A 20,455-nucleotide genomic window follows, 5' to 3' on the forward strand; every position below is an offset into this window, starting at 1 on the left:
AGCCCGCGTGCAGTAAGGAGCTTTAACATGATGAATCAAACGAAATGAAAACCCGACGTTCCGAAAACTTTTTTCTGCTCGACCTTAACAGGAATTTGACAATATTTTGTCACAAGTCCGCTACAAAAAGATGAATATTTTCTCTGTGCTGTTTGATTTGGATGGAACCCTGCTCGATACCATTCCCGATCTGGCCTCGGCATGTAATGCCATGCGTATCGACCTGGGTTTACCCCCGCTCCCAGAGGAGCGCATCGCCACTTTCGTGGGTAAAGGCTCGGAAAACCTGGTGCGACGCGCTCTGACCGATCTACCTGAACCTCCTGCCGACTACACCCCGGCATTGGAATCATTTTATTACCATTACCAATTATGTAATGGCCAACACAGCCGCCTGTATCCGGGTGTACTAGAAGGATTGGATGACTTTAAAAGCCAGGGATTGCGTCTGGCTGTGGTCACCAACAAGCCCGAACAATTTGCCCGCCCCTTGCTGGAACAAACAGGTTTGGGCCCGTACTTCGAACTGGTGGTGGGCGGTGATACCTGCCCGCGCAAAAAGCCCGACCCCATGCCTTTTGTCTACGCCTGCGAGCAAATGAAACTGGCTCCCGAACAGGCCTTGGTCATTGGGGATTCCATGAATGACGCCCAGGCAGCGCGTGCGGCGAACATCCCCGTACTGTTGGTTCCTTACGGCTATAACGAAGGCAAGGATGTGCAAAGCCTGGATTCCGATGGTATAGTTGCCTCTATTGCCGACGCGGCCACCTGGCTGCGCAATAAACGCAACACCATATTTACGTCATAAAATTCATGTCTACTCGCACTCACGCATCCACAATCTACGGCGCTTATTGGCGCTGGTGGCGTTCGTGTATCGGGTAGATATAACCTTGAAGTCTGGCGTCCCTGCAAAGTAGTACACAGCGGACCGCCTCCAGGAAAATAAGCCCGGTAATCACAACGACCGGGCTTTTTTTGTTTCTGTCCGGCTCGTCGTACCCACTGACCCTCGAGATCCCAATGACAGAAATAGAATTCAATGCCCTAGCAGCAGAAGGCTTTAACCGCATTCCCCTGATTGCGGAAACCTATGCCGACCTGGATACGCCCCTGTCGATTTATCTGAAACTGGCGCACAACGGCCCCGAAGGCGGACGTTACAGCTGCCTGATGGAATCGGTTGTGGGCGGCGAGCAGTTCGGTCGCTACTCCTTTATTGGCCTGCCTGCCCGTACCGTGATCCGCAGCTACGGCCGTCATACCCAAGTGCTGCACGATGGCAAAATTGTCGAAACAGCCGAAGGCGATCCGCTGGAATTCATCGAGCAATTCCAGGCCCGTTTCAAAGTAGCCCTGCGTCCTGGCATGCCCCGCTTTGCGGGTGGTCTGGCCGGTTACTTCGGCTACGACACGGTGCGTCACATCGAACCGTCCCTGGGCATGAACCGCAAACCCTTCCCTTCCGACCAGGAAGAAGGCGTGCCGGACATCATGCTGCTACAAGTGGACGAACTGGTGATTGTGGATAATCTGGCTGGCCGCACTTACCTGCTGGTCTACGCCGATCCCGCCCAGCCCGAAGCCTACGTACTGGCCAAGCGTCGTCTGAAGGATCTGCGCGAAAAGCTGCGTTCACCCGTCGTGATCCCTTACGCCTACGCCAGCATGCAAACCGAATGCGAGCGCGACTTCGACAAAGAGGATTACCTGAAGGCCGTGGCCCGCGCCAAGGAATACATTGCAGCCGGTGACCTGATGCAAGTGCAAATCGGCCAGGTCATCACCAAACCTTTCCGCGACTCGCCCCTGTCCCTGTACCGCGCCCTGCGTTCGCTGAACCCATCGCCTTACATGTACTTCTGGAACTTCGACGACTTCCAGGTCGTGGGTGCATCGCCAGAAATTCTGGTGCGTCAGGAAGAACACCGTCAGGATGGCCGCAACATGGAGCGCGTCACTATTCGCCCACTGGCCGGCACTCGCAAACGCGGTGCCACACCTGAAGCCGATGCCGCACTGGCCGCCGAGCTGAAGTCCGACCCTAAAGAACGCGCCGAACACCTGATGCTGATCGACCTGGCCCGTAACGATATTGGCCGTATCGCCAAAACCGGCTCGGTACAAGTCACGGACACCATGGCAATCGAACGTTACTCGCATGTTCAGCACCTGGTCTCCAATGTCTGCGGCGAACTGCAGGACGGCATGAGCCAGATGGACGTGCTACGCGCCTCCTTCCCTGCAGGCACCCTGACCGGCGCCCCCAAGGTACGCGCCATGGAAGTCATTGATGAACTGGAGCCAGTACGCCGTGGCGTTTACGGCGGTGCTGCTGGCTACCTGAGCTACTCGGGCGAAATGGATCTGGCTATTGCCATTCGCACCGGCGTCATCAAGGACGGCATGCTCTATGTGCAGGCCGCCGCCGGTGTCGTGGCCGACTCCGATCCCGAAAAAGAATGGCAAGAGACCGAAGCCAAGGCACGCGCCGTGATCCGCGCTGCCGAACAAGTGCAATTCGGTCTGGACGAGCCTATTTAATCGCCCCACTGCCATCCTTTTTTTGCCGGAGAATTCCCATGCTGTTCATGCTCGATAACTATGACTCGTTTACCTATAACCTGGTCCAGTACTTTGGAGAACTGGGTCAGGAAGTAGTGGTACGACGCAACGATCAAGTCACACTTGAAGAAATTGAAGCCTTGAATCCCAGCCATCTGTGCGTCTCGCCCGGCCCCAAATCCCCTGCAGACGCGGGCCTGTCGGTTGCACTGATCCAGCACTTTTCCGGCAAGCTACCGATTCTGGGCGTCTGCCTGGGTCATCAAGCAATCGGACATGCTTTTGGTGCGCGCATTATCCGTGCGCAGCAAATCATGCATGGGAAAGTCTCCCCTATTACTCACCAGGGCACGGACGTATTCAGCAACTTGCCCTCGCCCTTTAACGTCACCCGTTATCACTCCCTGGCCATCGAGCGCGACAGCCTGCCCGACTGCCTGGAAGTAACCGCCCAAACCGAAGACGGCGAGATCATGGGTGTCCGTCACCGCGAATTGCCTATTTATGGCGTGCAGTTTCACCCCGAGTCGGTGCTAAGCGAGCATGGCCACGCCTTACTGAAGAACTTTCTGGACCTTTAAATCATGAACACCATCACTCCTACCGAAGCACTGGTGCGCTGTATCGAACACCGGGAAATCTTCCACGACGAAATGCTGCATTTGATGCGCATGCTGATGCGCGGCGAAATGTCGCCTCAGATCGCGGCTGCCTTGCTGATGGGCCTGCGCGTGAAAAAAGAAAGCGTGGGTGAAATTTCTGCCGCCGCCCAGGTGATGCGCGAATTTGCCACCCCCGTCATTACGCCTAACCCGGACGAACTGCTGGATATGTGCGGTACAGGTGGCGACGGCTCCAATACCTTCAATATCTCAACCGCTTCCATGTTTGTGGCCGCCTCCGTAGGGGTGAAAGTAGCCAAGCACGGCAACCGCAGTGCGTCTTCCTCGTCCGGCAGTGCAGACGTGCTGGAAGCCCTAGGCGTGAACCTGACCTTCTCGCCCGAGCAAGTGGCCGACAGCATTGCCGAAACCAATATCGGCTTCATGTTCGCCCCCGCTCACCACGGAGCCATGAAAAACGTGGCTGCCGTCCGCAAAGAGCTGGGCGTGCGCACTATTTTCAACATTCTGGGCCCGCTGACCAATCCTGCCGGTGCGACCAACCAGCTGATGGGCGTCTTCCACCCCGACCTGGTCGGTATTCAGGTGCGCGTAATGCAACGCTTGGGGGCCAAGCACGTGCTGATCGTGCACGGCAAGGATGGTATGGATGAGGCCTCTCTGGGTGCGGCCACCCTGGTGGGCGAACTGAAAGACGGTCAGGTGCGGGAATACGAAATTCACCCCGAAGACTTTGGCATGGCCATGACCTCCAACCGCAGCATTCGCGTCTCCAGCAAGGAAGAATCTGCCGTGATGATTATGGAAGCCCTCAATAACCAAGAGGGTACGGCTCGTGATATCGTGGGCTTGAATGCTGGTTTGGCCATCTATGCTGCCAACCACGCCGACTCCATTGAACAAGGCCTGCGCATGGCTTTTGAGGCCATTGCCAACGGTGCCGCACGCGAAAAACTCGAACAATTCCGCGCTTATACAAGGAAGTTAAATCCATGAACGACATTCTGGCCAAGATCCTCGACACCAAAAGAGCTGAAGTCGTCACCGCCCGCCAACTGCGCAGCGAGTCCGATCTGCTGCGCGAAGCGAAGAACCGGAACGACCTGCGCGGCTTTGCCAGCGCCATTGAAGACAAGATTGCTCAAGGCAAGCCTGCCATTATTGCGGAAGTCAAAAAGGCCTCCCCGTCCAAGGGTGTGATCCGTGCCGACTTCAACCCGACTGAGATTGCCTCCAGCTACGCCGCCCACGGGGCGGCCTGCCTGTCGGTCCTGACCGATATCCAGTATTTCCAGGGTTCCTACGACCACCTGCGCCAGGCCCGTGCAGTATGCGCACTGCCCGTACTGCGCAAAGACTTCATTATTGACCCCTATCAGATCATCCATGCCCGAGCCATGGGTGCCGACTGCATCTTGCTGATCGTCGCCGCGCTGGAGAAGGATCAGCTGATGGAGTACGAAGAAATGGCCCACGAACTGGGCATGGACGTACTGGTTGAAGTACATGACCGCGCCGAGCTGGATATTGCCTTGCAAATGAAGACCAGCCTGCTGGGCATCAATAACCGCAATCTGCGCACCTTTGAAACCAGCACCCAGAACACGCTGGACCTGCTGCCCTTTATCCCCAGCGAAAAACGCGTTGTCACCGAAAGCGGTATTCACACCATTGAAGATGTGGCCCTGATGCGCGAGAACCAGGTGCAAGCCTTCCTGGTCGGTGAGGCCTTCATGCGTGAACCTGATCCAGGCGTTGCCTTGCAGAACCTGTTCTTCGGTCAGCCTGCATGAGCACCCACGCTTGCCCCCTGTGTGCCTTGAAACCCGATCAATTGCTATGGTCGGGTGCAGGGCTGCAGGTATTGGCCGTCACGGACAGCCCGTTTCCCGGCTATACACGGATAATCTGGCAAGATCATGTGGCTGAAATGACAGACCTGTCTGAAGAACAACGGCAGCACATCATGGCAGCCGTATATGTGGTTGAGCAGACTCAGCGTGAACAACTGGGAGTCGCCAAGATCAATCTGGCTCAATTCGGAAATCAGGTGCCGCATCTGCATTGGCACATCATCCCTCGCTGGAAGGACGACCCTTTCTTTCCGGACTCTGCCTGGTCACCCGCCCCCACACGCACCGAAGAGCAGAAACAAAGCTGGGCTTCCCACGAGGAACGCCTGCTTGAACAAGTCAGCCAGTATCAGCAGGCACTTTGTATTGCGCTAAAAGCACGATTCAAGCACTAAACCCGCTATTCAAGTCCTGCTATTAAAGAAATACCCGCTGGCCTGTAAAAAGTCAGCGGGTATTTTTTTGCCTCCCGGAAAAGAGACGGCGCACTGTAACAGACAAGTACACCGCTTATCCGTGGAGCCCGCTACAGTGCGACTCCACCGGCAGGAGCCAAGCTGCTGTTGTGCTACTTGCACGCAACCCACATAAACAGCTTGCTTGCTTGCTTGCTTGCTTGCTTGCATAGCATGGCCATAGCCAACTCTTTATACCTGGCAGCATGACCACCTCGACTTCACAAATCTCCACCTACGAACGATCAGAGTAAGGAGTGCCCAACGACTTCTTTCCGACAACCCCCTTGACCCAGTCACTTCGAGCACAAAATTAACCTAGATCAAGCCTGGACGACAATCGCCTAGCCCCTTCAAAAACCACCATATATAGTGTCGTGAATCCTAAAAATCACTATATATAGGTTCTGGTGAAAAATATGGCTACCCAGGAAACTGCCTCGCGTCCAGCTGCTCAGCTGGACATCATCCGTTCCATTACTGAATATCTGGACCGCCAGGACTGGCGCGTGCAAGCCAATGCCAACCAGGGCTACTCGCTGGGCGGTCTGATTCTGAACAGCTCGGGCAAGATGATTGCCAACTACTGGCTCAGCCACGTTTACCCCGAAGCAATCGGCCAGGCACACCGTCAGGCCGACCTGCACATCCACGATCTGGACATGCTCTCTGGCTACTGCGCCGGCTGGTCCTTGCGCACTTTCCTGAACGAAGGGCTCAATGGCGTACCCGGAAAGATTGAATCCGGCCCACCGCGGCATCTAAGCAGTGCGGTCGGTCAGGTCGTCAATTTCCTGGGCACCCTGCAGAACGAATGGGCCGGAGCCCAGGCCTTCAGCTCCTTTGATACCTATATGGCGCCCTTCATCCGCAAGGACGGCCTGAGCTACAAACAGGTGCGCCAATGCATGCAGGAGCTGATCTACAACCTGAACGTACCCTCACGCTGGGGGACGCAGACGCCCTTTACCAATCTGACCTTTGATTGGGTTTGCCCCGAAGACCTGCGCGAGCAAGTGCCGCAAATCGGTGGCGAAGAAATGCCGTTTTGCTACGGGGATCTGCAGGCCGAAATGGACATGATCAACCAGGCCTATATCGAAGTCATGAGCGAGGGTGATGCCCGTGGCCGTGCCTTCACCTTCCCGATTCCCACCTACAACATCACCCGGGATTTTGACTGGCACAGCCCGAATGCCGAGCGCCTGTTTGCCATGACGGCCAAATATGGCCTGCCCTACTTCCAGAACTTCATTAACTCCGAGCTGGAACCCAATATGATCCGCTCCATGTGCTGCCGCCTGCAGCTGGATCTGCGCGAGCTGCTCAAACGCGGTAATGGCTTGTTTGGCTCTGCCGAGCAAACCGGCTCCCTGGGAGTGGTCACCCTGAACTGCGCCCGCTTGGGGTATCTGTATCAAGGCGATGGAGCTGGTCTGTTTGCCCGTTTGGATGAGCTGCTGGAAATGGGTCGTGACAGCCTGGAAATCAAGCGCACGGTGATCCAGCAACATATGGACCAAGGGCTGTTTCCCTACACACGCCGCTATTTAGGCACCTTGCGTAATCACTTCTCCACGCTGGGAGTTAACGGCATTAACGAGATGATCCGCAACTTTACCCAGGACAAGCAGAATCTTTGCACGCCGTGGGGGCACCGCTTTGCCTTGCGTTTGCTGGATCACATTCGGGAGCGCATGGTGGAGTTTCAGGAAAGTACCGGCCACCTGTACAACCTGGAAGCCACCCCTGCCGAGGGCACCACTTACCGCTTTGCCAAAGAAGATCGCGCCCGCTGGCCCGACATTCTGCAAGCAGGGACCGAGCAAATGCCCTACTACACTAATTCCTCACAGCTGCCGGTGGGCTTTACTGAAGACCCCTTCGAGGCATTGGAGCGACAAGACGAGCTGCAAGGCAAATACACCGGCGGCACCGTGCTGCACCTCTATATGACCGAAGCACTGTCCAGCACTGATGCCTGCCGCAATCTGGTGCAACGAGCCTTGAACCGTTTTTCCTTGCCTTACATCACCGTTACGCCCACATTTTCTATCTGCCCCAAGCACGGCTATCTGTCTGGAAAACATGAGTTTTGCCCGCATTGCGACAGCGAATTGCTGGCCAACAAGTTAGCTCAAGCTCGGGCCGAGGCTGACGTTCAAAACGAAGTTATCGCGGACACGTCAACGCCGTCGTCGACACCGACACCGACACCGACACCGACACCGACACCGACACCGACACCGACACCAGTCCATTAAAGCCGATCTCTTCAAGCCAACTTTTTACCACGACAGGCTAAACCCAATCCACTTGGCTCAACTAAAACCAGGCTTTTAGTTGTCCTCAGCCTTTATCTACAACCAGCCTCTTGGCACACACCCAGGCTAGTCACATCCGCATAGCGTGACGGCCCTTTTTTCCAAGGAGTTATTCATGAACACCGACACCATCACTCTTCAAGATTCCGAACGCCAGCCTTGCGAAATTTGGACACGCGTCATGGGCTATCACCGTCCCATGTCGTCTTTCAATATTGGCAAGCAAGGTGAGTTTCATGAGCGACGCTACTTCACCGAAGCCAGCGCCTGCGCAAGCAATACCGTCCCCACCCGATAAACAGCCCGGTCAAATTCCATGACTTACGCCACGCGCCATCTTTACCCGGCCACGCCTGCCCACAAAGTGGCATTGAAAGTGGGTGGCTGCGCCCCTTTCTCGGCTACGGATTACCCCGGCCAATTAGCCGCTGTCATCTTTGTGCAAGGCTGCCCCTGGCGCTGTGGCTACTGCCACAACCCCCACCTGCAAGAGCGCACACCAGACAGTGCTATTGATTGGAACGCCTTGCTGGACTTTCTGAATCGCCGCGTCGGCCTGCTGGATGCCGTCGTCTTTAGCGGCGGCGAGCCCACACTGGACCCGGCCCTGGGCTCCGCCATCCGCGCGGTGCGCAGGCTGGGTTTCAAAATCGGTTTACACACCGCAGGCACACATCCGGCCAGACTGCTGGAAATCCTGCCTTGGGTGGACTGGATAGGCCTGGATATCAAGGCAGAGTTCAGTCACTACGACGCCATTACTCAACGCAGCAATAGTGCCGCTGCGCCCTTACGCAGTTTGCAGTTGCTGCTGAACGAAGACGTTCTGTTTGAGTGCCGCAGCACTATTCATCCCCAGCTGCACAGTCCCGCCTCGGTACAAGCTTTGGGACAACACCTGCATGAGCTGGGCGTCCAGCGCTATGCCGTGCAGATTTTCCGCACACAAGGCTGTGATGATGATTTCCTGAATGAAACTGGGCAGGCTTTGCAGGCCTACCCGGGAGCGGAAGTTTTGGAAAACCTCCAGAAGCTGTTTCCGCACTTTGAAGTGCGACGCTCTTAATTGTCTCAGGAAGAAGCGGGGGTGCGTATCGGGCGGCGCAGCACATCCTGTAAAGCTGCTTTACCCTGTTTAAGCACTGCACGCGGATGCAGAATATCGGGGTCCAAGGCGTCCAGGGTGTTTTTCACCATCAGACCCAATTCGGTATCACCCTCAATCGACAGACGTCGATTAAAGAACAAGGTATCCGGATCTTCCTGCCGCTGCAAAAGCTGATAAAAAGCCCAAAGATCCGCTTTCAGAGTCAAATCCGGACGTTGTACGCGTGCCGACAGAGGATAAAAAGCCCCTTGGCGCCACGTATAGTCAAACGCTAAGCCGGCATCCGCCACCTGTATGCGTAAAGCTCGCCCTTCCAACCGTTCCGCAATGTCAGCCGGCAAGTGCGGACGCATCAGCACGTTCAAGCCCGTACAAAACAAGCGGGAGCCGGGCCACGGAGGTAATCGGCTTAAAACACCCGCCACAACAGCGGGTAAACGGGGAGTCGTTATTTCATTCATTCTTCCATCCCTCCCTTAAAAACGCTCTGACACCGGCGACACCCATTCCAAACCGGGGCGACCATGCCAGAAACCGTTGCAGGCCTTAGCGGGCAGTAAAGGCAGCATATCCTCGTGGGCATCCCTTGCCTGAATACGCCCCTGAATCACGTCATTAAACAAATGCACGACCGCATCCATATGCTGAGATTGCGGACTCAAACGCAGCATATTCACACCCAAATCGCGCAAATCCTGTACCTGCTCCAGTAAGGTGTACACCCAGGCGGATTGAGTCTGGATACCGTTAATCGTCAGAAAACCCTGCCCTTCACGGGTTTCCAGCAGCAAGCCATCGGGATAGTCCATGCACACGTACTGGCAATTGTCCTTGGGCAGATTGCGGTTACGCGCCGCAAAGCAACGGGCCGAGAAAGCCAGGGGCAAACGCCCGAAGGCAAAGACCTCGGTTTCCAAACCGGCAGGTCTGTCTTGCTGCAACTGCGCCAATCCTGCACGGCCCATTTCCAGAGGCATCACCCAACGCACCGCGCCTTGAGAAGCAATCAAATCCAGCACTGGCCCGTTATAAACATTTAAAAAAGGGCCAGCGACAAAGTCCCGACCCTGCATCAAACGTACTGCTCCCATATCATTGGCTTCGACCAGATAATCAGCCTGTTCGGTGACCTTGCGTAGCGTATTCACGTCCCGCCCGGACTCCAGCAAGACCTGACTAGACAGAACCGGCACCTTGCCAGCCTGGGCCAGCATCTGGGCAATATCCAGCCAATCATCCAGTCGTAGCTCGTGACGACGCGAACATACGGTCTCGCCCAGATACACCACATCGATCGGCCAGTCGCAGGCCGACTCATAAAACTGCATCGTGGCAACGCGGGACCAGTAATACTGCAAGGGGCCTAAAGATAATTTCATGATTGAGCCTCCCATGCTCTACTTCCAGGGCCGAGAATAGGCACCCAGCGTATGTTGCTGCCCTTCGGCCAGTTTGTTCAAAGCCCCCATCCAGGCCGGATGGACTGAATAACGGGCTGGCGTGGATTTGGCCGAATCAATGGCTTGCCGCCAAACCTGGGTAACTTGAGCCACATAAGCCGGGCTGCGCTGTCGGCCTTCAATCTTGATTGCGCTGACACCCGCCGCCAACAGTTGTGGCAACAAGGACAAAGTGTTCAGGCTGGTGGGCTCCTCCAGTGCGTAATAGTTTTCGCCTGCCACATCAAAACGCCCTTTGCACAAAGTGGGGTAAGCCGCATTTTCACCATCCTGATAGCGGTCGATCAACACACCATTCAGACGCGACTCCAGCCCCTGATCTGTCTGCTCCCAGCGCACATGCCCGGCGGGGGAACAGACTCCATGTGTATTGGGGGACTCACCAGTGGCATAGGAGGACAAGGCACAGCGGCCCTCCACCATCACGCACAAGCTGCCAAAGCCAAAAACCTCAACCTGAACAGGGACCTGCTCACAGACCTGCTCCACTTGGGTCATGGACAGGACACGCGGCAAAACCACGCGCTGAATACCGAAGTTCTGGTGGTAATACTTGATGGCTTCCGGATTGGTGGCTGAACCCTGCACCGACAAGTGCAAGCGCAGATTGGGATGTGCCTGACTGGCATAGGCCATCAATCCTGGGTCTGCCATGATGACCGCATCGACCTGAGCCTGGGCAGCTCTGTCCACCGCGTCGCGCCACTGTTGCCAGGCATTGGGTTGCGGGTAGGTATTGAGAGCCAGCAAAACTTTGCGGCCGCGCTGGTGTGCGTAATCAATCCCTTGTGCAATCGCCTGTGCATCAAAATTAAGCCCGGCAAAGTTCCGGGCATTGGTGGCATCCCGGAACCCCAGATAGACACTATCGGCTCCGTTATCAATGGCTGCTTTCAAAGCAGGCAAGCTGCCCGCTGGGCAAACCAGTTCCATCTGCGGGTTATCGGACGCGGCTAAAGCCGTGGACGCTGTATTCATGACACTCCCCGATCAGCAATCTGGCCAGGGTGGATCCTGGCTCGACAAGACCACCACTATGCCTGCTCTGAAATTAAGGGGCCTTAACGCATATCAAATTCTTCCCACCTCCTGACCCGTGGCAAACAAGTCCCACTTTGCCTGCGCCATAGGCGGGCAGAATGGTCCACAATGCCTTCCAAGCCTTTCGTGCTGGAGTCTTGATGACACAAACTGAGATCACGCTGGATACTCGCGGCCTGCCCGCACCCGAGCCTTTGGAGCATTGCCTGGAAGCACTGGCTGAACTGGCTCCCACCCAGGCCTTGCTCATGTGGCTGGATCGAGAACCTTTCCCCTTGTATGAAATCCTGCGACGCAGCGGCTTCAAGTATCACGGCACCCACCAAGAAAACGGCTTCAAGCTCATCATCCGCAGGAACTAAGTCTATGCAACGCGCTTTATCGCTGGATCAGTCACCCTCTTTGTCACTGACCTTGCCCCTGTTTGCGAATGTCCCTTTTTTTGGACTGCTGGCTGCCATGCTGGCGCTCTATAGCGGACCGGAATTATTCAACTCCCGCTGGCACCCCGCCACCTTGGCCATAACCCATGCCTGGACCTTGGGGATCGTGGGCAGTGCCATGTTTGCCTCTTTGGCACATATTCTGGCCGTGGCCTGCAATGTGCGTATTCAGGTGTCACGCGGTCAGGCGCTAGCTTTTTGGGGCTTGCTCAGCGCTGGCACACTATTTCTGATGACGGGCTTTCTTAGCTGGCAAAGCTGGGCTTACACGCTGGCAGGCGCTTGTCTTGCCTTTGCTTTGGGGGCTTATCTACTGACTGCCATGCTGGCCTTGTGGCGCTCTCGGCGCGACGTCTTTCGCGGCGCCAAAGAAATCGTTGCTCCTATCCGACTGGCTTTGCTGGGACTGTTGCTGACTGTCTCAACGGGGCTTGCCATGCTGGTCGCCTTGGCAAGCGAACAAGCCGTCGCCAATTTGCTGAATCTTCACATGACGATGGGCTTGGCAGCTTGGGCAGGCTTGCTGCTGATTGCCATGTCGTTCCAACTGCTGCCTATTTTTCAAATCACCGAACTCTACCCGACGCCTCTAGTACGTTGGCTACCTTGGGTCGTAGGAGCCTTGTTGATTGCACAGTGGGCCCTGGCCTCCTTACCTGGCTCCTGGTTACCTTTGCGTGATCTGGTCACCTACCTGATCTTTTTAAGCTACGGCTTATGGGCGGTGATTACGTGGGCGCGCCTCTGGAAACGCAAGCGTCCGACAGCAGGAGCCAGCACTTTATTCTGGTATAGCTCCTTAAGCAGCCTGTTGATTGCTGTTCTGTTGAACTTCTGGACCCACAATCCCGCCGCCTCCAACGCAGAGCTGGCGATTGGTGTCTTGCTCATTATGGGAGCCTTGGGTTCCGTCGTCTGTGGGATGCTCTATACCATCGTGCCCTTTCTGCTTTGGCGCGAGGCCCAGGAGCATGTCAGCATGGATACGGACAATACCGAGCACACGCGTGCCCTCTTGCGCCTTATCCCCAAGACTGCCAACTACATCCCCGCGCCCACCGCCCGCGCGCATTGGGCTTTGCATAGCCTAAGTCTGGTGCTTTGGACAGGTGCGAGCTTGGGGATCGAGTCTTTCGCCTGGATAGCTGCTCCTGCTTTGCTGCTGTCTTTTGCAAGCTTGACTTGGAATCTATGCACAGCCTGGCAGCGCTATCGCCGTAGCCTGCGCGCTATCCGCGCATATCAGGCAGAACACCATATTGTCGCAAAGCCACGCTGTCCAGAATCGTAAAATTACGTCGCTGAACCCGAATCAGATCCCGGTCCATCAAATCACGCAAGGTACGTGATAAGTGCTCCGGGGTCAGATTCAGGCGGGAAGCAATGACGGACTTACCGACATCGATCCTGAAGGGGACACCCTCTTCGCCCGGCCACTCCTGCAAAAGGTAATTCACCAGACGTTGCACACCATTTTGCAGCGTATAGGCCTCCAACTCGCCCATCAAGCGATAAAGCCGCTCACTTAAACCAGCCAGCATCAGGCGAGCAACATCACTGCCCTTCTCCAGCTGCTCCATCAAGGTGTCTCTATTGATATGCAAGAGCAGAGAGTCCACCAAAGTCTGGGCCGTCACAATGTAATTACGGCCCATGAACATCAGCGCCTCACCAAACCCCTCTCCTGGCCCCACCAGGCGAACGACGCGCTCTGAGCCCGTGGACGAGACAAATACCAGCTTCACCCGACCATAGACCAACATGTGAAAGCCCAAACAAGGATCTCCACTGTGAAATAAAGTCGTACCACGCAAAGCGTGTACTTCCTGAGTACCTTTAGCAATGGGCTCCAGTTGTTCCGGTGGCAGCTCCTTGAATATAGGCAGATGAGCCAGCTGGGCCTTTATCCGCTTCCAGCGTCCCGGCCCTTCACCCTGCAGTAGCCTGGTGTCTGACAATTCTTCATTGCTTGCCTGCGAGGCCATGTCTTGAGCCGCCATATCTTTTCCGTATGCCAAATAGAACCATAGCTAGACTGACATACTCCGTTCCCTCTTGTTCAGATTAGCTCGGTGCCTGATTGATACACGTCAAACAGATAAATCGAGGTTTTAAAGAGGACGTAAAAAGATAGTCAGAACTGCTAGTTCAGCATGACTTAGGAACAGATCCAAGCAAGAAGCGGTCAAATTTGACCATGTTAGAGGTAGGGAATATTGAGAGGGGAAACTGATTGGGAACAACCTCATTTCCAAATCGACTTGAATTCTGCATGGAGGCGATAGGCCTTAACAGAACCAGCAACGTCGACGTTAAAGAGAAAACTGAGTAGGAATTTCAGGGGAATCAGGGAGGACGAGTAGGACAAAGGCGGGTAATAACTAGGCACGTTATATGGCCATACAGAACCTGATGCCGACAGCTGTACGCCCTATCTTGGTCATCAAAGCTGATTGATGCAGAAAGCTCAGCAACTAATGCTACAAGCGCGCAGAGTAGAACGACCGAGCCCCCTGCAGGTAAGCAGCGACGGATTGAACGTCAATCCTAGGGTGCAGAGACAGGATGCCAAGACCGACCTGCTAGGGTTGGGCCAATCGGCGTCGGTAAGAACACGGAATACACGCAGCCCGGAACGGGCCAGGAGGGGTGGCGGTACGCCTGAACCGGGTGGTCCAGGGTCAGGCCTTCGAGCAATCCGAGACAGGCCGGTAGCCTGCGCTTTTGTCGCCGCATAAAACAAAACCCCCGCAAGAGATGCTTGCGGGGGTTTTGAGGAATAAGAGCTTGACGATGACCTACTTTCACAGACGTCCGTCCACTATCATCGGCGCAAAGGCGTTTCACAGTCCTGTTCGGGATGGGAAGGTGTGGGACCACCTTGCTATGGTCGTCAAGCGTAACTGGTTGCCGAGTCGTCTTTTTAAGGGACGCCCCAGCCAATTGGAAGAAGCACACCGCTAGCGATCAGTACGGATCAGCTAGCAGCGGTTACGAAGGTGTCAAGCGCGGGTTGCGCTGCACTTCAATATTACGTTCTGTGGTCAACAACTTAACTCACTACAACCTCAAGGGTTATAGGATCAAGCCACACGGGCAATTAGTACTGGTTAGCTACATGCATTACTGCACTTCCACACCCAGCCTATCAACGTCCTGGTCTCGGACGACCCTACAGGGGGGTCAAGCCCCCGGGATACCTAATCTTCAGACGAGTTTCCCGCTTAGATGCCTTCAGCGGTTATCTCTTCCGTACGTAGCTACTCGGCAATGCCATTGGCATGACAACCGATACACCAGTGGTACGTCCACTCCGGTCCTCTCGTACTAGGAGCAGGCTCCGTCAAGTATCCAACGCCCACGGCAGATAGGGACCAAACTGTCTCACGACGTTTTAAACCCAGCTCACGTACCTCTTTAAATGGCGAACAGCCATACCCTTGGGACCGGCTACAGCCCCAGGATGAGATGAGCCGACATCGAGGTGCCAAACACCGCCGTCGATATGAACTCTTGGGCGGTATCAGCCTGTTATCCCCAGAGTACCTTTTATCCGTTGAGCGATGGCCCTTCCATACAGAACCACCGGATCACTATGTCCTACTTTCGTACCTGTTCGACTTGTCAGTCTCACAGTCAAGCACGCTTATGCCATTGCACTATCAAGACGATTTCCGACCGTCTCTAGCGTACCTTCGAACTCCTCCGTTACACTTTAGGAGGAGACCGCCCCAGTCAAACTGCCCACCATGCACGGTCCCCGATCCCGATTAGGGACCTAGGTTAGAACCGCAAACAGACCAGGGTGGTATTTCAAGGATGACTCCACGCGATCTGGCGACCACGCTTCAACGTCTCCCACCTATCCTACACAGGCCGGTTCACAATCCAATGCAAAGCTACAGTAAAGGTTCATGGGGTCTTTCCGTCTAGCCGCGGGGAGATTGCATCATCACAACCATGTCAACTTCGCTGAGTCTCAGGAGGAGACAGTGTGGCCATCGTTACGCCATTCGTGCAGGTCGGAACTTACCCGACAAGGAATTTCGCTACCTTAGGACCGTTATAGTTACGGCCGCCGTTTACCGGGGCTTCGATCAAGAGCTTGCACCCCATCACTTAACCTTCCGGCACCGGGCAGGCGTCACACCCTATACGTCCACTTTCGTGTTTGCAGAGTGCTGTGTTTTTAGTAAACAGTCGCAGCCACCGATTCACTGCGGCCTCTTCATGCTTTGTGCGCAGGCACATCACACTAATGAGGCATACCTTCTCCCGAAGTTACGGTATTAATTTGCCGAGTTCCTTCTCCTGAGTTCTCTCAAGCGCCTTGGAATATTCATCCCGTCCACCTGTGTCGGTTTGCGGTACGGTCTCGTAGAGCTGAAGCTTAGAGGCTTTTCTTGGAACTGCTTCCAGTTAGTTTAGAGCCGAAGCTCTATCCAGTCACACCCTTGAATTACGCACCCGGATTTGCCTAAGTGCCTTCTATGATGCGCCAACGGGGACATCCAACACCCCGATAACATTCTGCAATCCGTCCCCCCATCGCACTCTACGACGGTGCGGGAATATTAACCCGCTTCCCATCAGCTACGCATCTCTGCCTCGCCTTAGGGGCCGACTCACCCTGCGCCGATGAACGTTGCGCAGGAAACCTTGGACTTACGGCGAGGGGGCTTTTCACCCCCTTTATCGCTACTCATGTCAGCATTCTCACTTCCGATACCTCCAGCATTCCTCACGGAACACCTTCACAGGCTTACGGAACGCTCTCCTACCATGTGTACAAAGTACACATCCGCAGCTTCGGTCTATGGCTTAGCCCCGTTACATCTTCCGCGCAGGACGACTCGATCAGTGAGCTATTACGCTTTCTTTAAAGGATGGCTGCTTCTAAGCCAACCTCCTGACTGTCTATGCCTTCCCACTTCGTTTCCCACTTAGCCATAGTTAGGGACCTTAGCTGGCGGTCTGGGTTGTTTCCCTCTTGAGTCCGGACGTTAGCACCCGGTGCTCTGTCTCCCGTACTGTACTTGCCGGTATTCGGAGTTTGCCATGGGTTGGTAAGTCGCTGTGACCCCCTAGCCATAACAGTGCTCTACCCCCGGCAGTAATATACGAGGCACTACCTAAATAGTTTTCGGAGAGAACCAGCTATCTCCAGGCTTGTTTAGCCTTTCACTCCGATCCACAGCTCATCCCCTAATTTTTCAACATTAGTGGGTTCGGTCCTCCAGCACGTGTTACCGTGCCTTCAACCTGGCCATGGATAGATCGCCTGGTTTCGGGTCTACACCCAGCGACTGAATCGCCCTATTCGGACTCGCTTTCGCTACGCCTCCCCTATTCGGTTAAGCTTGCCACTGAATGTAAGTCGCTGACCCATTATACAAAAGGTACGCAGTCACACCACGAAGGTGCTCCTACTGTTTGTATGCATACGATTTCAGGATCTATTTCACTCCCCTTCCGGGGTTCTTTTCGCCTTTCCCTCACGGTACTGGTTCACTATCGGTCGATCACGAGTATTTAGCCTTGGAGGATGGTCCCCCCATATTCAGACAGGATTTCACGTGTCCCGCCCTACTTGTTCGATGCTTAGTTCCACGTACTGAATTTCGCCTACAGGGCTATCACCTGCTACGGCTGGACTTTCCATTCCATTCGACTATTCACTACGCTAAAACATCCAGGCTGGTCCGGTTTCGCTCGCCACTACTTCCGGAATCTCGGTTGATTTCTTTTCCTCGAGTTACTGAGATGGTTCAGTTCACTCGGTTCGCCTCCACATGCCTATGTATTCAGCATGGGATACCGTATTACTACGGTGGGTTTCCCCATTCGGACATCTACGGATCAAAGCTTGTTTGCCAGCTCCCCGTAGCTTTTCGCAGGCTACCGCGTCCTTCATCGCCTGTGATCGCCAAGGCATCCATCATATGCACTTATTCGCTTGATCCTATAACGCTTGATGCTGTTATAGGAATATGAGTATACGTTGTTGCCGTTCATCAATCCTTAGCTGTTATCCAATCCGAAGATCAGACAACGTCTATATTTTTGAGAACTTTCGTTGAACATAATTTGTTCTGTTGCAATCACAACCCGTGTATTGTCATCACAAGGCGACTAATCGTCTTGCGTTTATTAGACAACACACCTTCGTTGTGCTTCTTCCTAATTGTTAAAGAGCAATTCGTGGGTTGCATAACCCAACGAGCAGTATTCTTTAAAAAGAACACTCTTCGTTGAATCTAGCGCCAGGTCAACCGCTGTTGGCCTGTGCCCTATACTCTGTCATGAACCTTGCTGTATCGACAACCAACCACAAAAGCGGTGGTGGAGGATGACGGGATCGAACCGACGACCCCCTGCTTGCAAAGCAGGTGCTCTCCCAGCTGAGCTAATCCCCCGAGGTAATCGTTGGTGGGTCAAGTTGGAATCGAACCAACGACCCCCGCCTTATCAAGACGGTGCTCTAACCGACTGAGCTACTGACCCATCTATCACCAGTGGGCGATACCTTCAATGGTCATGACATTAACTAACAGCCAATAAGTGTGGACGCTTTCGCTTTGCGAGCCATTCGCTCTAAAAGGAGGTGATCCAGCCGCACCTTCCGATACGGCTACCTTGTTACGACTTCACCCCAGTCATGAATCCCACCGTGGTAAGCGCCCTCCTTGCGGTTAGGCTACCTACTTCTGGTGAAACCCACTCCCATGGTGTGACGGGCGGTGTGTACAAGACCCGGGAACGTATTCACCGCGACATTCTGATCCGCGATTACTAGCGATTCCGACTTCACGCAGTCGAGTTGCAGACTGCGATCCGGACTACGATCGGGTTTCTGAGATTGGCTCCCCCTCGCGGGTTGGCGACCCTCTGTCCCGACCATTGTATGACGTGTGAAGCCCTACCCATAAGGGCCATGAGGACTTGACGTCATCCCCACCTTCCTCCGGTTTGTCACCGGCAGTCTCATTAGAGTGCTCTTGCGTAGCAACTAATGACAAGGGTTGCGCTCGTTGCGGGACTTAACCCAACATCTCACGACACGAGCTGACGACAGCCATGCAGCACCTGTGTTCCGGTTCTCTTGCGAGCACGGCCAAATCTCTTCGGCTTTCCAGACATGTCAAGGGTAGGTAAGGTTTTTCGCGTTGCATCGAATTAATCCACATCATCCACCGCTTGTGCGGGTCCCCGTCAATTCCTTTGAGTTTTAATCTTGCGACCGTACTCCCCAGGCGGTCAACTTCACGCGTTAGCTGCGCTACTAAGGCCTAACGGCCCCAACAGCTAGTTGACATCGTTTAGGGCGTGGACTACCAGGGTATCTAATCCTGTTTGCTCCCCACGCTTTCGTGTCTGAGCGTCAGTATTATCCCAGGGGGCTGCCTTCGCCATCGGTATTCCTCCACATATCTACGCATTTCACTGCTACACGTGGAATTCTACCCCCCTCTGACATACTCTAGCTCGGCAGTTAAAAATGCAGTTCCAAGGTTGAGCCCTGGGATTTCACATCTTTCTTTCCGAACCGCCTACACACGCTTTACGCCCAGTAATTCCGATTAACGCTTGCACCCTACGTATTACCGCGGCTGCTGGCACGTAGTTAGCCGGTGCTTATTCTGCAGATACCGTCAGCAGTATCCCGTATTAGGGGATACCTTTTCTTCTCTGCCAAAAGTACTTTACAACCCGAAGGCCTTCATCATACACGCGGGATGGCTGGATCAGGGTTTCCCCCATTGTCCAAAATTCCCCACTGCTGCCTCCCGTAGGAGTCTGGGCCGTGTCTCAGTCCCAGTGTGGCTGGTCGTCCTCTCAAACCAGCTACGGATCGTTGCCTTGGTGAGCCTTTACCCCACCAACTAGCTAATCCGATATCGGCCGCTCCAATAGTGAGAGGTCTTGCGATCCCCCCCTTTCCCCCGTAGGGCGTATGCGGTATTAGCCACTCTTTCGAGTAGTTATCCCCCGCTACTGGGCACGTTCCGATATATTACTCACCCGTCCGCCACTCGCCGCCAAGAGAGCAAGCTCTCTCGCGCTGCCGTTCGACTTGCATGTGTAAAGCATCCCGCTAGCGTTCAATCTGAGCCAGGATCAAACTCTTCAGTTTAATCTCTGTGGTTGTCCCGTCTTGCGACGAGACCGATTGTGTCTCAAAGAAAAATTCAGAGTTACACAAGGTAATTCTTCATCTTTCGTTTGTGAGCACTTGATACAAACTTGTGGCGATCCCCGAAGGGTTCGACTCGCTCATTCCAAGCGCCCACACTTATCGGCTGTTAATTGTTAAAGAGCAGTGACAGTTGCCTGTCGTTCTACTGACTAACCCGGCTGGCTCGTCGCGCTTGGCGCTTCGTACCTTGCTGTGTTAGCAGCAGAGAAACGAGATTATGAAGCAGATCAGGTAGTGTGTCAAGCGTCTTTTTGAAGAAGCTAGAAAGTTTTAAAACCGTCCAACTCGTCCCGCTTAAACCAGAACTTTCGTTCTTTCTTACCTGCTGAACAATCAACCGTGAGGTTAACTATCCAACTTCACAAACAAGGGTAAATTCTCAA

General features: G+C 54.5%; 15 protein-coding genes, 2 tRNA genes and 3 rRNA genes. 11 read left to right on the plus strand and 9 right to left on the minus strand.

The window, feature by feature from the left end:
- Positions 1 to 130: 130 nt before the first annotated feature.
- From MID00_RS06670 to MID00_RS06710, 9 genes are all read left to right on the plus strand, one after another.
- Positions 131 to 811 (plus strand): phosphoglycolate phosphatase, encoded by a 681-nt coding sequence (locus MID00_RS06670; protein WP_021447082.1) that lies wholly within the window; start codon positions 131 to 133, stop codon positions 809 to 811.
- A 215-nt stretch (positions 812 to 1,026) separates the two neighbouring features.
- Positions 1,027 to 2,547, plus strand: a complete 1,521-nt coding sequence (gene trpE, locus MID00_RS06675) for an anthranilate synthase component I (protein ID WP_009458527.1) — start codon at positions 1,027 to 1,029, stop codon at positions 2,545 to 2,547.
- Positions 2,548 to 2,585: 38 nt separating this feature from the next.
- The gene (locus MID00_RS06680; RefSeq protein ID WP_254500063.1) at positions 2,586 to 3,149 is read left to right on the plus strand and encodes an aminodeoxychorismate/anthranilate synthase component II; all 564 of its coding nucleotides are present in this window, start codon (positions 2,586 to 2,588) and stop codon (positions 3,147 to 3,149) included.
- A 3-nt stretch (positions 3,150 to 3,152) separates the two neighbouring features.
- Complete coding sequence (gene trpD / locus MID00_RS06685) at positions 3,153 to 4,187, plus strand: anthranilate phosphoribosyltransferase (protein ID WP_009458524.1); 1,035 nt, start codon at positions 3,153 to 3,155, stop codon at positions 4,185 to 4,187.
- Positions 4,184 to 4,984, plus strand: coding sequence for an indole-3-glycerol phosphate synthase TrpC (gene trpC / locus MID00_RS06690; protein WP_009458523.1), 801 nt, complete (start codon positions 4,184 to 4,186; stop codon positions 4,982 to 4,984). The genes trpD and trpC overlap by 4 nt, the downstream gene beginning before the upstream one ends.
- Complete coding sequence (locus tag MID00_RS06695) at positions 4,981 to 5,439, plus strand: HIT family protein (RefSeq protein ID WP_254500064.1); 459 nt, start codon at positions 4,981 to 4,983, stop codon at positions 5,437 to 5,439. The genes trpC and MID00_RS06695 overlap by 4 nt, the downstream gene beginning before the upstream one ends.
- A 479-nt stretch (positions 5,440 to 5,918) precedes the next feature.
- Positions 5,919 to 7,763 carry a ribonucleoside triphosphate reductase gene (locus tag MID00_RS06700; protein WP_254500065.1) on the plus strand — a complete coding sequence of 615 codons (1,845 nt, stop codon included), beginning with the start codon at positions 5,919 to 5,921 and terminating at the stop codon, positions 7,761 to 7,763.
- A 175-nt stretch (positions 7,764 to 7,938) separates the two neighbouring features.
- The gene (nrdD, locus tag MID00_RS06705; protein WP_250756490.1) at positions 7,939 to 8,121 is read left to right on the plus strand and encodes an anaerobic ribonucleoside-triphosphate reductase; all 183 of its coding nucleotides are present in this window, start codon (positions 7,939 to 7,941) and stop codon (positions 8,119 to 8,121) included.
- 18 nt (positions 8,122 to 8,139) lie between these two features.
- Entirely contained in the window at positions 8,140 to 8,889 is a 750-nt protein-coding gene (locus MID00_RS06710; protein ID WP_035268503.1) for an anaerobic ribonucleoside-triphosphate reductase activating protein, read from the plus strand.
- A gap of 5 nt (positions 8,890 to 8,894) precedes the next feature.
- Here the strand turns inward: MID00_RS06710 and MID00_RS06715 are convergent, their stop codons facing one another.
- Genes MID00_RS06715 through MID00_RS06725 form a run of 3 tightly spaced genes read right to left on the minus strand, consistent with a single transcriptional unit; the run spans position 8,895 to position 11,324 of the window.
- Positions 8,895 to 9,392: an SCP2 domain-containing protein gene (locus MID00_RS06715; RefSeq protein ID WP_035268506.1), complete on the minus strand. Its 498-nt coding sequence runs from the start codon at positions 9,390 to 9,392 to the stop codon at positions 8,895 to 8,897.
- Positions 9,393 to 9,407: 15 nt separating this feature from the next.
- On the minus strand, positions 9,408 to 10,310 hold the full coding sequence (locus MID00_RS06720) for a U32 family peptidase (RefSeq protein WP_031232782.1): 903 nt from the start codon (positions 10,308 to 10,310) through the stop codon (positions 9,408 to 9,410).
- Positions 10,311 to 10,328: 18 nt separating this feature from the next.
- Entirely contained in the window at positions 10,329 to 11,324 is a 996-nt protein-coding gene (locus tag MID00_RS06725; protein WP_009458516.1) for a peptidase U32 family protein, read from the minus strand.
- A gap of 248 nt (positions 11,325 to 11,572) precedes the next feature.
- On the opposite strand from MID00_RS06725, the gene MID00_RS06730 reads away from it, so the two are divergent.
- Both MID00_RS06730 and MID00_RS06735 read left to right on the plus strand, forming a co-directional pair.
- Positions 11,573 to 11,794: a DUF2249 domain-containing protein gene (locus MID00_RS06730; RefSeq protein WP_035268878.1), complete on the plus strand. Its 222-nt coding sequence runs from the start codon at positions 11,573 to 11,575 to the stop codon at positions 11,792 to 11,794.
- A 4-nt stretch (positions 11,795 to 11,798) separates the two neighbouring features.
- Positions 11,799 to 13,166, plus strand: a complete 1,368-nt coding sequence (locus MID00_RS06735; RefSeq protein ID WP_254500066.1) for a hypothetical protein — start codon at positions 11,799 to 11,801, stop codon at positions 13,164 to 13,166.
- On the opposite strand, the gene MID00_RS06740 is transcribed toward MID00_RS06735, so the two are convergent.
- From MID00_RS06740 to MID00_RS06765, 6 genes are all read right to left on the minus strand, one after another.
- Complete coding sequence (locus tag MID00_RS06740; RefSeq protein WP_254500067.1) at positions 13,105 to 13,875, minus strand: Crp/Fnr family transcriptional regulator; 771 nt, start codon at positions 13,873 to 13,875, stop codon at positions 13,105 to 13,107. The genes MID00_RS06735 and MID00_RS06740 overlap by 62 nt on opposite strands.
- Positions 13,876 to 14,660: 785 nt before the next feature.
- Positions 14,661 to 14,773, minus strand: a 5S ribosomal RNA gene (gene rrf, locus MID00_RS06745).
- A gap of 181 nt (positions 14,774 to 14,954) precedes the next feature.
- Positions 14,955 to 17,837 (minus strand): 23S ribosomal RNA (locus MID00_RS06750).
- Between the two features lie 378 nt (positions 17,838 to 18,215).
- Positions 18,216 to 18,291 (minus strand) — tRNA-Ala (locus tag MID00_RS06755).
- Positions 18,292 to 18,302: 11 nt separating this feature from the next.
- A tRNA-Ile gene (locus MID00_RS06760) sits at positions 18,303 to 18,379 on the minus strand.
- A gap of 93 nt (positions 18,380 to 18,472) precedes the next feature.
- Positions 18,473 to 20,009, minus strand: a 16S ribosomal RNA gene (locus tag MID00_RS06765).
- Together the 16S, 23S and 5S rRNA genes with 2 tRNA genes alongside form the textbook arrangement of a ribosomal RNA operon.
- Positions 20,010 to 20,455: the final 446 nt, after the last annotated feature.

The organism is Alcaligenes sp. NLF5-7 (assembly GCF_024266725.1).
In the GTDB taxonomy this organism is placed as follows: Bacteria; Pseudomonadota; Gammaproteobacteria; order Burkholderiales; family Burkholderiaceae_B; genus Alcaligenes; species Alcaligenes phenolicus.

What these genes read in the sequence shown, in the direction of transcription:
- MID00_RS06670 (WP_021447082.1), top strand. Translation starts at nt 131, where the DNA reads ATGAATATTTTCTCTGTGCTGTTTGATTTGGATGGAACCCTGCTCGAT.
- trpE (WP_009458527.1), top strand. Translation starts at nt 1,027, where the DNA reads ATGACAGAAATAGAATTCAATGCCCTAGCAGCAGAAGGCTTTAACCGC.
- MID00_RS06680 (WP_254500063.1), top strand. Translation starts at nt 2,586, where the DNA reads ATGCTGTTCATGCTCGATAACTATGACTCGTTTACCTATAACCTGGTC.
- trpD (WP_009458524.1), top strand. Translation starts at nt 3,153, where the DNA reads ATGAACACCATCACTCCTACCGAAGCACTGGTGCGCTGTATCGAACAC.
- trpC (WP_009458523.1), top strand. Translation starts at nt 4,184, where the DNA reads ATGAACGACATTCTGGCCAAGATCCTCGACACCAAAAGAGCTGAAGTC.
- MID00_RS06695 (WP_254500064.1), top strand. Translation starts at nt 4,981, where the DNA reads ATGAGCACCCACGCTTGCCCCCTGTGTGCCTTGAAACCCGATCAATTG.
- MID00_RS06700 (WP_254500065.1), top strand. Translation starts at nt 5,919, where the DNA reads ATGGCTACCCAGGAAACTGCCTCGCGTCCAGCTGCTCAGCTGGACATC.
- nrdD (WP_250756490.1), top strand. Translation starts at nt 7,939, where the DNA reads ATGAACACCGACACCATCACTCTTCAAGATTCCGAACGCCAGCCTTGC.
- MID00_RS06710 (WP_035268503.1), top strand. Translation starts at nt 8,140, where the DNA reads ATGACTTACGCCACGCGCCATCTTTACCCGGCCACGCCTGCCCACAAA.
- MID00_RS06715 (WP_035268506.1), bottom strand. Translation starts at nt 9,392, where the DNA reads ATGAATGAAATAACGACTCCCCGTTTACCCGCTGTTGTGGCGGGTGTT.
- MID00_RS06720 (WP_031232782.1), bottom strand. Translation starts at nt 10,310, where the DNA reads ATGAAATTATCTTTAGGCCCCTTGCAGTATTACTGGTCCCGCGTTGCC.
- MID00_RS06725 (WP_009458516.1), bottom strand. Translation starts at nt 11,324, where the DNA reads ATGGAACTGGTTTGCCCAGCGGGCAGCTTGCCTGCTTTGAAAGCAGCC.
- MID00_RS06730 (WP_035268878.1), top strand. Translation starts at nt 11,573, where the DNA reads ATGACACAAACTGAGATCACGCTGGATACTCGCGGCCTGCCCGCACCC.
- MID00_RS06735 (WP_254500066.1), top strand. Translation starts at nt 11,799, where the DNA reads ATGCAACGCGCTTTATCGCTGGATCAGTCACCCTCTTTGTCACTGACC.
- MID00_RS06740 (WP_254500067.1), bottom strand. Translation starts at nt 13,875, where the DNA reads ATGGCGGCTCAAGACATGGCCTCGCAGGCAAGCAATGAAGAATTGTCA.